The organism is Campylobacter sp. JMF_06 NA1 (genome assembly GCF_027737785.1).
In the GTDB taxonomy this organism is placed as follows: Bacteria; Campylobacterota; Campylobacteria; order Campylobacterales; family Campylobacteraceae; genus Campylobacter_B.
The window spans coordinates 68,157-79,268 of the sequence record NZ_JAOVUA010000007.1 but is presented as its reverse complement, the minus strand read 5'-3'; the positions used below and the strand labels follow the sequence as shown (position 1 = coordinate 79,268).

Sequence of the window (11,112 nt, the reverse complement as noted above, 5' to 3'; positions counted from 1 at the left end):
AATAAATAAAATAACACGCATTGGAAAATAACAGAAGTTAGATTTCAAAAACGGAAAGTGGATTATATTCAAGGGTTGCTTAAAAAGAGATTAAATGGAGGGAGGAGGATTTAAAATTTTGCAAAATTTATAAATTTCGCCAAATTTTGCTTGGCGAAATTTAACTAAAATTTATCTATAAATCCCCACACTTTCGCGTATTAGGCGCATTTTTTCACTTGCGATTTTTTGCGCCTTTTGCGCACCATAAGCCAAAATTTCATCTAGCTTTTTCTTATCAGCTAGCAACTCAGCGTATTTTTCGCGTGCCTGTCCGAAATACTCACTCACAAGCTCGCCAAGATACATCTTAAAGTGTCCGTGCCCCTCGCCACCACGCTCATATCGAGCTTGCAAGGCTTTTTGTCCTTCTTGGTCTAAAAAGAGTTTTGCTATATTATAGACATTGCAGTTTTGCCACTGTTTTGGCGCTTCGAGCGGCTCAGATGTCGTAACGATCGAGCCGATTTGCTTTTTTTGCTCCTTTGGCGAAGAAAAAATATCAATCGTATTTCCGTAGCTTTTGCTCATTTTTGCGCCGTCCGTGCCAGGGACTATTGCGACATTTTCACTAATTCTAGCCGTTGGCAGGGTTAAAATTTCGCCGTGAGCGTTGTTAAATTTCAAAGCGATATCGCGCGCGATTTCGACATGCTGAATTTGATCTTTGCCCACAGGCACGCTCGTAGCGTCGTATAGCAAAATATCAGCCGCCATTAGCACAGGGTATGAAAACAAATCGTGTTTGCTCTCAAAGCCCTTTGCGACCTTGTCTTTGTAAGCGTGAGCGCGCTCTAATAGCCCCATTGGCGTGTATCCGCTAAGTATCCAGTAAAGCTCCAAAACCTCTTTCACATCGCTTTGCACCCAAAATGTCGATTTTTCTGGATCGATTCCCAAAGACAAAAACGCCGCAGCTGCCTCATAAGTGCTCTCTTTGAGCTTCGCACCCTCGCTAACAGAGGTGAGCGCGTGGTAGTTTGCGATGAACAAAAACAGCTCCTCGCCCGCATTTTGCGCATCTACCATTTGCTTAATGCTAGCAAAATAATTCCCCAAATGTAGCCTGCCTGAGGGTTGAAGCCCAGTTAGTGTGCGTGGATTTGAAATTTTAGATTTTTCACTCATTTTTTAACCTCTTTTTTGATAATTTTTAGCAATTTTTCGATAACTTCTTTTTGCGAATTTTTCTCTACATTTACGATATAATCGGCCTTGGCGCTATATTTTTGATCCCTTTGCTCATGCAGAGCGCGCGCCTTTTTCAAATCAGCTAAAAGCGGTCGTTTTGCGATTTTTTTGCTAGCGTTTTGGCTAGAATTTATGCGCTTAATTATCGCATCGAAGCTCGATTTTAGGTAGATTACAGTGCCGATTTTGTTTAAATTTTTAACAGCATAAAACCCGCCGCCAGTCGAGATTATCGCGCCACTTACATTTTTTTCCAAAAATTTAGCGAGTTTTTTCTCTATTTTGCGAAATTCCACCTCGCCCTGCTCCTCGAAAATTTTGCGAATTTTTTTGTTTGCGTAGCTTTCGATCATATCGTCGCAATCTATTGCAAACAGCCCGCTAGCCCCAGCCAAAGCTCGCGCGAAAGTCCCCTTGCCAACGCCCATAAAGCCGATTAGAATTATATTTTTTGCGCTCATTTTTGCCCTTTTTTCAAATTTGCCTCGCCCTCATCGTCGTTTCCGCGATTTTTAGGGATTATGACCAAAGGCGTCCCGCTTAAATCGAATTTCTCTCTAAGTTTGTTCGCCAAATAGCGTTTATAACTAAAATGTAGCGCGCGCGGACGATTCATCACAAGCGCGATTTTAGGCGGAGCGAAGCCAAACTGCGCCGCATAGTAGATTTTCACGCTCTTGCCCTTATCGTGCGGAAGCGGGTGAGCTTTGGTCGCTTCTTCGATTAGCGCATTTAAATGGGCGGTTTTTATCTTTTGCGTGTAATTTTTATAAACCTGCAAAATCAGCGGGTAGAGCTTGTGTATGCGTTTGCCACCAAGCGCGCTTACACTAATAACCGGCGCGTAAGCTAGAAATTTAAATTTATCGCGCAAATCACGCACCATAGCGTCAAATTCAGCCTCGCTTTTGTCCCATTTATTTAGCACGATTATCACGCCTAGCTCAAATTTAGCCGCGAGCCCTGCAATTCGCTCATCTAGCTCGCTAAATGGCTCAGAAGAGTCCAAAACCAAAAGCGCAATGTCTGAATTTTCTAAAATTTTCTCCGTTCTATTTAGTGCAAACCTCTCTATTCCCTCGATTTTGCCACGCTTTCTGATACCAGCAGTATCCACGAACTCAAACCTTCTGCCCTCAAATTCATAGCTTTCATTGACAGGATCTATCGTCGTGCCAGCCACGCTGCTTACCACCGAGCGCTCGTTTTTCACAAGAGCATTTAAAAGGCTAGATTTGCCCACATTTACCCGCCCGATGATGCCTACATTTATGGTTTTGTTCTCGTAATACTCGCTCTCATCGCTCTCTTTGATTTCGCCATTATCGTCAAAATTTTCTAAAAAATCATCGAAATCCTCGCTCTCGTCCCCTCGCACAGGCGCAGGATCTAAGTGAGTATAAATCCAATCCCTAAGCTCGTCAATACCGGCATTATGGCTGACAGATAGTGCAAACATCTGCGCGCCAAATTCGTTAAATTCCCAGCTTCTTTCTTCATCTTTTTTGCTATCTACTTTATTTACGAGCAAAACTATCGGCTTGCCTAACTTTTGCAAAGAAAAGAAAATTTTGCGATCCTGCTCATCTGGGAGCAGTTTTCCATCGACCATAAAAAGAATAATATCCGCATTTTGCGCCTCGGCTAGGGTTTTTGCCTGCACGCGCGCAAAAAGCTCGCTCGTATCGTCAAGTCCGCCAGAATCGACTATCATCGCATTTCTATCATAAATTTGCACGGCGATTTTATTCGTATCCCTCGTGGTGCCTGAAACCTCGCTAGTAATGGCAATCCTTGCGTTTGCGAAGCGGTTAAAAAGGCTCGATTTCCCCACATTTGGGCGCCCTATTATCATCACTGTTTTCATAATACTTCCTTTGATTTTTCTCATTATAGCCAAATTTTATTAAGTAAATCAAAATTTAAAAACAGCTATAATTACAGGCTTTTTTGAGGGGTCAAATTTTGAAATACAATAGCTTTTTATTGCACCATTTAAGCATTTATTATATGTTGCTTGCATGCTTTTACAACTCCATTGCAGGGACATTTGCTAAAATTTTAGCCATGCAAATCCCAGCCATCGAGGTCGTGCTTTTTAGAAATTTATTAGCCCTTTTTATCATTTTATATATCATGCGCAAAAATCGCAAAATTCAAGCCCAACCAAGCCGTGGCGGACATCCGTGGATGCTTGCTACGCGCGGAGTTATCGGGATTTTGGGCTTAATCGTGTTTTTTTACAACCTTACACAACTAAGCCTAGGCGAGGCCTTTACCTTCCAAAAAACAGCGCCAATTTTTATCGCTGTGATTGCATATTTTGCGCTAAAAGAAAAATTATCCAAATTTGGCTGGTTTGCCGTATTTTTGGGCTTTGTGGGTATCGTTTTGGTGATACAGCCTCACTTTGGGATACACGCTGGACATATTTTTGGGATTTTAAGCGGTCTGTTTGCCGCGATTGCGCTCACGGCTGTCAGGGAGCTACGCAAGTATTACAGCGCAAATGTAATCATACTCTCAGCCCTGCTTGCAGGCACGCTAATGCCGATACTTTTCATGGCGATTGCCGAATTTACCCAAATTCCTGCGCTAAATTTTATGATTAGCAAATTTGTAATGCCAGATATTAAAGGCTGGGGAATTGGCGCGATTTTGGGCGTTTGCGGGCTGTATTATCAATCCTATCTCACCAAAGCCTACGCCGCTACCAGAAAGGCTGGAATCGTCGCCACACTAAGCTACACGGATATTATTTTTTCGATGATTTTTGGGCTAGCCTTGGGAGATGCGCTCCCAAATTTCACCGCACTTTGCGGAATCGCGCTGATAATTGCGGCCGGAATTTTGATCGCAAATAGGAGATAATTTTGGGTTATTCTAAATTTTGGCTCAAAAATTTAGGCGTGTATTATATGCTAATCGCTAGCTTTTATTTCGCGCTAAATGGGGCGCTAGCCAAGGTCATGGCAGAGCAAATGAGTAGCGTAGAAATCGTGTTTTTCAGAAACGCCGTGGGGCTAGCTATCGTGCTAGTTTCGCTAAAAAGGCTAAAAAATTTCGGCGTGGGCGGGAAGCCGTGGTTACTTTTTTTTCGCGCATTTATCGGCAGCTGCGGGATTATAGCGACCTTTTATAATATCGCTCACATCGAGCTTGGCACGGCTTTTACCTTCCAAAAAACAGCCCCGATTTTCACCGCACTTTTTTCATCAATTTTCCTAGGCGAAAAGCTTAGCTTTAAAGGCTGGTGCGCCATAATGCTAGGTTTTGGCGGGATTTTGCTCGTTATCCAGCCTCACATTAGCATTGCGCCGACTGATATCATCGGCGTTTTTGGCGGTATGTGCGCAGGGCTAGCTTACACTAGTGTGCGAGAGCTTCGCAAATACTACGCCACGGATATCATAATCCTAGTTTTCGTCTTTGGCGCCGCGCTTGTAAGCTCTGCGCTAATGTGCGCGGAATTTGCGCTAAGAGGACGCGAGATTGAAATTTTAGGCGTGATTTCGAGCGCAAATTTAAGCAAATTCGCCTATTTTAACATGCCAAGTCTCTTTGGCTGGGTTTTGGTCGCATTGCTAGGAATTAGCGGAATTTATTTCCAAAAATATATGACGCGCTCTTACGCAGCCTCCAAAAAGGCTGGCGTTGTGGCTGCGATTAGCTACACGGACATTATCTTTACGCTGATTTTAGGCGTCATGCTAGGCGATAGTTTGCCGAATTTAATGGCGTTTTTGGGGATTTTGGTCGTCATCATAAGCGGAGTTTTAATCGCAAGAGAACGCTAAATTTAGCCAAATTTTAAAATTCCGCTGTCCGCAAGCTTGGATACTGCACCCGAAATTTTGAATTTAAGTGTCATTGCGAGGCGTGATAACGCCGAAGCAATCTACAAAGCTAAAATTAAAGACAGGGCAAATGGCAGAATTTTAAATTTCCTTGAATTTTAAATTTTTGATAATTGCAATCCGCTAGGATTTTTAAAGTCTAATCTTTTTATGTGGGGGCGGCGCTCAGAGTTGCGAGGGCCGCCCGCCCCCACACCCCCACCAGGCCGACGCCCATACTGTGGCGTGCTATGCACGCGTTTATTTACTGAATTTTGCTTACGCAAAATTCTTTGCAATTACGCTTATAGATAAAATTTTGCAAAATTTCAAATTTATTTCAACTCGCCCCAGCTAGTAGCGATATCTAGGCTCGTTACGAGCGGGACATTTAAATTCACGACATTTTGCATGATTTCCCTAATTTTCGCGCCAAATTCCTGCGCATACTCGCTTTTTACCTCGAAAATCAGCTCATCGTGGATTTGCAAAACCAGCCTTGCCTCCGCGCTTAAATGCGGCGAAATCTCAACCATAGCCTTTTTGATAATGTCCGCTGCCGAGCCTTGAAACTTCGTATTTACCGCCTCTCGCTCATAAGTGGCTAGAAGCATTGGCGAAGCGTTAGCGAAATCAAAATACCGCCTGCGCCCAAAAAGCGTGGTGATAAATCCGTCGTTTTTGGCGCTGTTTTTTAGCCCCTCCAAAAACTCCTTAATCGTCGCAAACGAGGCGAAATATCGCTCGATATAGCCCTTTGCTTCATTTCGCGGAATTTGCAAATTTTGCGCTAGTTTGCTTGCCCCCATGCCATAAATCAAACCAAAATTTATACTCTTTGCAATCGCCCTGTGTGCGGGTTCGCTATCGCCAAAAATGCTGATTGCAGTGCGCGAGTGTATGTCCTCGCCCGCCGCAAAAGCGCTAAGAAGCGCAGGATCCTTGCTAAAATGCGCCAAAAGTCTAAGCTCGATTTGCGAATAATCCAGCGAAAGCAGGCTATACCCCTCCTGCGCGATGAAGCAGTTTCGCATATCCTTCGCCAAAGCCCCACGCGCGGGGATATTTTGCAAATTTGGATTTTTGGAGGATAACCTGCCAGTACTCGTGCCTGTTTGCATAAAATTTGAGTAAATTCGGCTATTTTCGTTTTTCATCGCAAGGGCGTAAAGTGGCTCACAATAGGTGCTTTGAAGCTTGTAAAGCTCACGATAAGCTAGGATTTTTTCAATCACTGGGTGAGCTTCTTTGAGCCCGGCTAGCACGCTCTCATCGGTGCTGTAACCTGTTTTGGTCTTTTTTTGGCACGGCAAACCCAAATGCTCGAAAAGCACCACGCCAAGCTGTTTTGTGGAGTTTATGTTAAAACTCTCGCCACTAAGCTCGTAAATTTCGTTTGTCAGCACCCTAAGCGCGCTTTCGTTGCGAGAAATCAGCTCACTTAAATTCGACTTTGAAATTTTAATTCCTGCATTTTCCATATCGCGCAAAACACGCACAAATGGGAATTCTAGCGTTTTTGCCAAATTTAGCAACTCTGGCGAGAGTAAATTTTGAAATTTAAAATAAAATTTCAAAGTTATCCACGCATCTTCGGCTGCGTATTTCGTGGCCTCATCAAACTCCAAACTCGCAAAAGTCTCGCCCTTAGCCACGATATCTTCGAATTTAATCGTGTCATAGTCAAAATACCGCTTAGCTAAATTGTCCATACCCACGCTCTCGCTAGGATTTATGAGCCACGCTAAAATCATCGTATCAGCGAATTTGCGTGGGGGTTTTATGCCGAAATTTTGCTCTATGATATTGAAATCGTATTTTAAATTTTGCCCCACGACAAAGCCAGAAAAAATCCGCTCAATCGCCATTTTCGCCGAATTTAGCGAAATTTGCTCGCCCACACCTAAGTAATTATGCGTAAGTGGCACATAATACGCCCTTTGCTCGTTGAAACAAAACGAAAAGCCCACGATTTTGGCGTTTTTGCTATCTAGGCCAGTGGTTTCGGTATCAAATGCCACGATAATATCCTCGCTAATGCCCTCACAAAGGCGCGCTAGCTCGCTCTCGTCCCTCACACACACTGGCTCAAAAGCTAGGCTCTCTTCGCTTTTATCGCCCTCGTTTTCGAGCGCGGAAAGAAGCTTGTGTAGCTCGTATTCGCGCAAAATTTCTTTGATTTTATGAAGCGGATTTTGCTCGGGAAAAACGGCGTTTTGCAGTGGCGAAATTTCGACCTCATCGCAAAGCGTGGCAAGTTTTTGGCTCATAAAAGCTTCGTTTTTGGAGTTTATGAGATACTCGCGCTGTTTGTTTGGTGGCAAAAGCTCGATATTTTCGTAAATCCTCTCCAAACTCCCCCATTCATCAAGCAGTTTTTTTGCCCCCTTTTCGCCTATGCCTTTCACGCCAGGGATATTATCCGCAGTGTCGCCACAAATCGCCAAAAAATCAATGATTTGCTCGGGATAGACGCCGTATTTTTCATAGCACTCATCGCGTCCATAAAGCATTTTTTTGGCATGGCTATAAATGCGTGTCTCGCCTCCGATTAGCTGATAAAGGTCTTTATCGCTTGTTACGATATTGATTTTGTGCGTGTCGCGATAGGCTTTGACCACACTTGCTATCAAATCATCGGCCTCATAGCCCTCTTTCTGCGCTGTGCAAAAGCCCGTTTTCTCTATCATTTCTATACAAACCGGAAGCTGTGCCAAAAGAGCGTCCGGCGGGGTTTGGCGATTTGTTTTGTAGTTTGGGTCAATCTGCGAGCGAAAGGTCTTGCCCTTACTATCAAGGGCGAAAATTATATAATCGCTTTTGAACTCTCGCTCCAAATTTGCGATAAAATTCGCAAATCCACTCACCATACCACTTGGCTTGCCACTTTTGGTCTTTAAGCTACTCATCGCGTAATACAGGCGGAAAAAAAAGCCAAAAGTGTCGATAATCGTGATAGTTTTCATATATTTCCTTAAATTTTGATTTTGCGTAGTTTAGTTAAATTTGGCTAAATTTTGCAAATTTGCCAAATTTAAATTTATATAAAATTTATCGCAAAAACAGCTGGTTTTGGGAGTTTGCGTAGGCTGTCTTTGAGCATTAGTTTGTTTTTTGCACCCACGATTTGGAGGGTTAAATTTTCGAATTTAAACTCCAAATTTTTAAGTGCGTTTTCGTTTAAAATCCTAGCAAATTCACACAAAAAGCTAAGCCACGCTAATGTTCGCTCGCCCGGTAAAATTTCGCTTAAATTTGCAAAATTTGGGCTTAAATTTGGCTTGCCGTGCATTGCAATAATCGCCGTGATTAGGGCTTTTTGCTCGTGGCTCGTGCGGTAGTTTAGCCCATTTAGCACCATGGAAGCTGCGCTTTCGTGTTTGGCATAAAAGCCAAGCCTTGCGCCAATCTCGCAAAGTTTGGTAGCGTAGCAAAGCGGGCCAATGTATCTGTCTTCTAGCTTGTGAAGCGAGAAAAGCACGCTAAAAAGGGCTTTGGCGAACTTGTCTGCGTGCGAGCTTTCGCTAGCAAATCTATCTTGCAGACTTTTTAGGCTAGGGTTGAAATTCTTTGGCAAATTCGCCCCGTGCAAAATCGAGCCTAAAAACACACCCTCTCGCACGCCCACACCGCTTGTAATCACGCTTTTTGCGCCGATTTTTTTAGCAATCTCGCTAAAAATTATCGCACCCTCTCTAATCGTATCATAACGCTCTTTTTTTATCGGAAATTTGGCTAGTTCTAGGGTTTTTGCGCCGATTAATTTGCTAAAAAACGGCGCGTATTTTTCGTAATCGTAGCGGTAATTATGCACGATTTTAATCGGATAATTCTCAATCGCCATTATGGCATTGCTTAGCGCTCTTGCCGAACCGCCCATAGCGATTAAATTTGAGCTGGCAAATTCATCGCTAACCGCGCTGATTGCCTCATTTACATAACCATATAGCCCGCCCATATCGCCTTTGTCGAAAAATAGCTCTTTTAGGCGAACGGTGCCTAAATTTAGCGAAATTTTAGCCTCGATTTTGCCATTTTTAATGCGCGCAAGCTCAGTCGAGCCTCCGCCGATATCCACGCTCACGCCGTCTTTGAAATCGCTAAGCAGATTGTGTGCGGCGTATCCTCCAAAATACGCCTCACTCTCGCCGTCTATTTTGCGGATTGCGATTTTTGTTTTTTTAAAAACTAGCTTGATAAACTCGCCTCCATTTGGAGCGTCGCGCAGTGCAGAAGTGCCTACGCAAAGCACCCTTTTGGCGCCGTATTTTTGGAGCAATTCTTTAAATTCGATAAAAGCGTCAAGGCATTTTTGCATAGCGTGAGGCTGTAAAACTCCGCCGTTTTCATACGCGCCCTCGCCTAGGCGGACTTTGATTTTGTGCTCTGCAAGGATAAAAAACCCAAATCTGCTCGTTCGCTCAAAAATCACTAATCTGGCAGAATTTGAGCCTAAATCAATCACTCCAACGCGTTTTGGCATTAATAATCCATGTGAGCGTGTTTGTATTTGAGCTCACCCTCGGTTTCGATATTATCAGGATCGTAGGTGATACACTCGACAGGGCAGACTACGATGCAGGCTGGTTCTGAGTATTGATCCACGCACTCGCAGCACCTATCTGAATCAATCATATATGTCGGCTCGTCCTCGAAAATCGCCTCATTTGGGCACTCTTCGCGACACGCATCGCAACTAATACACTCGTCTGTAATCATCAAAGACATAAATTTAACCTTTACAAAAAAAATTAGTGCATTTATACACTAAAAACTTTTAATTTTATTTTAAAAACTACCAAATTTGCGCTATTTTTTGAGATTTTTTAGCGGAATTGTAAGGGTCGCTACAATCTTGTCTTTGGCGGGCGAATTTTTAAGGCTCACAGATGCGCCCATAGCCTGCGCGGCGTTTTTAGCCAAAAACAGCCCAAGCCCAGCGCCAGGCTTGCCACCCTTGCGTTTAAACGGCGCGAAAAAGTCCTGACTCTCGTCGATACTCTCGCCTAAATTTTCTACACGCACGATAAAATAATCGCCCGAAATTTCACTGAAAACCTCGATTACTTCGCCCTCTGGGGAAAATTTAATCGCGTTTTGGACGAAATTTTGGATAATGTGCATAAAAAGATTTTTTTGGATACTTACTTCTAGGGATTTTGGCGAAATTTTGCTTACGACATCTTTTTTTTCATTTCTAGCCAAAATTTTAAAATTCACGCACAGCTCGCCCAGATACTGCACGATGTCAAGCTGCTCTGGGCTCTCAAACTGCGCGCCCTCTTGGCGACCAATCTCTAAAATCGAGATTATCATTTTGTTCATATCGTCGATTGATTTGTTGTTGTTTTGGAGCGCCTCGATGTATTTTTCCGCCTCTCTTGGCTTTATGAGCGTTACTTCGTTTTTGGTTTTCATCACCGCTAGCGGAGTTTTTAGCTCGTGCGCGATACCGATAAATAGCTCTTTTTGATACATTATAAAGGTCTGAATTCGATCGATTAGGCGGTTTATGTTTGTCAAAATCGGACGAAATTCGCTCTCACACCTCTCCATATCAAGTGGCGCGAGAAATTTTTCATCAAGACTGGCTAGCTTTTGCGAGATTACCTTGATTGGCATCAAAAGCGTGCGCGATAGAAACATAGCGTAAAAAATTATCAAAAATATCATTGTCAAATTTAGGATAATAATATCCACAAGTATCTGATTTGCGATATTTGCATAGACCGTGACATCGGTTTTGATCTGCAAAATTTCCTCGTTGCTATATGGGTATTGAAGGGTCAAAAAATTATTTTCGCCCTCTTGGCTCTCGTAAAATTTAGGCTTGGTGATTTTCTCGCCATAAACGAAACTCGTGATAAACTCGCCTTTGGGGTCTGGCAGATACTCTGGGATTTTTTCGACTGGAATTTTTGGCAGTTTTGTGATATTTTCAGCCCTTACTAAAAGCCCATGGACTGAATTTTCAAAAATCGTAATCCTTATGTAGTTATAAAGCATTACGGAAAAAATCAAAATTAGCATCGCCGAAGCAGATGCT

10 protein-coding genes are annotated in these 11,112 nt (G+C 43.2%); 3 read left to right on the top strand and 7 right to left on the bottom strand.

Annotation, left to right across the window (positions count from 1 at the left end):
* Positions 1 to 171 precede the first annotated feature (171 nt).
* Genes trpS through der form a run of 3 tightly spaced genes read right to left on the bottom strand, consistent with a single transcriptional unit; the run spans position 172 to position 3,097 of the window.
* A complete protein-coding gene (gene trpS / locus OFO07_RS07605; RefSeq protein ID WP_270871523.1) occupies positions 172 to 1,167 on the bottom strand; it encodes a tryptophan--tRNA ligase in 996 nt (331 codons plus the stop codon).
* The gene (locus OFO07_RS07600; RefSeq protein WP_270871522.1) at positions 1,164 to 1,691 is read right to left on the bottom strand and encodes a shikimate kinase; all 528 of its coding nucleotides are present in this window, start codon (positions 1,689 to 1,691) and stop codon (positions 1,164 to 1,166) included. The genes trpS and OFO07_RS07600 overlap by 4 nt, the downstream gene beginning before the upstream one ends.
* A complete protein-coding gene (gene der, locus OFO07_RS07595) occupies positions 1,688 to 3,097 on the bottom strand; it encodes a ribosome biogenesis GTPase Der (protein WP_270859715.1) in 1,410 nt (469 codons plus the stop codon). The genes OFO07_RS07600 and der overlap by 4 nt, the downstream gene beginning before the upstream one ends.
* A gap of 98 nt (positions 3,098 to 3,195) precedes the next feature.
* On the opposite strand from der, the gene OFO07_RS07590 reads away from it, so the two are divergent.
* Genes OFO07_RS07590 through OFO07_RS07580 form a run of 3 tightly spaced genes read left to right on the top strand, consistent with a single transcriptional unit; the run spans position 3,196 to position 5,189 of the window.
* The gene (locus OFO07_RS07590) at positions 3,196 to 4,101 is read left to right on the top strand and encodes a DMT family transporter (protein WP_270871521.1); all 906 of its coding nucleotides are present in this window, start codon (positions 3,196 to 3,198) and stop codon (positions 4,099 to 4,101) included.
* Between the two features lie 2 nt (positions 4,102 to 4,103).
* Positions 4,104 to 5,027 (top strand): DMT family transporter, encoded by a 924-nt coding sequence (locus OFO07_RS07585; protein WP_270871520.1) that lies wholly within the window; start codon positions 4,104 to 4,106, stop codon positions 5,025 to 5,027.
* 36 nt (positions 5,028 to 5,063) lie between these two features.
* Positions 5,064 to 5,189: a hypothetical protein gene (locus tag OFO07_RS07580; protein WP_270871519.1), complete on the top strand. Its 126-nt coding sequence runs from the start codon at positions 5,064 to 5,066 to the stop codon at positions 5,187 to 5,189.
* Between the two features lie 212 nt (positions 5,190 to 5,401).
* On the opposite strand, the gene polA is transcribed toward OFO07_RS07580, so the two are convergent.
* The 4 genes from polA to OFO07_RS07560 form a co-directional block, all read right to left on the bottom strand.
* The gene (gene polA / locus OFO07_RS07575) at positions 5,402 to 8,032 is read right to left on the bottom strand and encodes a DNA polymerase I (protein ID WP_270871518.1); all 2,631 of its coding nucleotides are present in this window, start codon (positions 8,030 to 8,032) and stop codon (positions 5,402 to 5,404) included.
* Between the two features lie 74 nt (positions 8,033 to 8,106).
* The gene (locus OFO07_RS07570) at positions 8,107 to 9,549 is read right to left on the bottom strand and encodes a Ppx/GppA phosphatase family protein (RefSeq protein WP_270871517.1); all 1,443 of its coding nucleotides are present in this window, start codon (positions 9,547 to 9,549) and stop codon (positions 8,107 to 8,109) included.
* Positions 9,549 to 9,794: a YfhL family 4Fe-4S dicluster ferredoxin gene (locus OFO07_RS07565; protein WP_270859720.1), complete on the bottom strand. Its 246-nt coding sequence runs from the start codon at positions 9,792 to 9,794 to the stop codon at positions 9,549 to 9,551. Before OFO07_RS07565 ends, OFO07_RS07570 begins: the two co-directional genes overlap by 1 nt.
* Positions 9,795 to 9,875: 81 nt before the next feature.
* The gene (locus OFO07_RS07560) at positions 9,876 to 11,072 is read right to left on the bottom strand and encodes a sensor histidine kinase (protein WP_270871516.1); all 1,197 of its coding nucleotides are present in this window, start codon (positions 11,070 to 11,072) and stop codon (positions 9,876 to 9,878) included.
* Between the last annotated feature and the right edge of the window lie 40 nt (positions 11,073 to 11,112).

Excerpts from the sequence above, each read along its gene's own strand:
- trpS (WP_270871523.1), bottom strand. The coding sequence starts at position 1,167 with ATGAGTGAAAAATCTAAAATTTCAAATCCACGCACACTAACTGGGCTT.
- OFO07_RS07600 (WP_270871522.1), bottom strand. The coding sequence starts at position 1,691 with ATGAGCGCAAAAAATATAATTCTAATCGGCTTTATGGGCGTTGGCAAG.
- der (WP_270859715.1), bottom strand. The coding sequence starts at position 3,097 with ATGAAAACAGTGATGATAATAGGGCGCCCAAATGTGGGGAAATCGAGC.
- polA (WP_270871518.1), bottom strand. The coding sequence starts at position 8,032 with ATGAAAACTATCACGATTATCGACACTTTTGGCTTTTTTTTCCGCCTG.
- OFO07_RS07570 (WP_270871517.1), bottom strand. The coding sequence starts at position 9,549 with ATGCCAAAACGCGTTGGAGTGATTGATTTAGGCTCAAATTCTGCCAGA.
- OFO07_RS07565 (WP_270859720.1), bottom strand. The coding sequence starts at position 9,794 with ATGTCTTTGATGATTACAGACGAGTGTATTAGTTGCGATGCGTGTCGC.
- OFO07_RS07560 (WP_270871516.1), bottom strand. The coding sequence starts at position 11,072 with ATGCTTTATAACTACATAAGGATTACGATTTTTGAAAATTCAGTCCAT.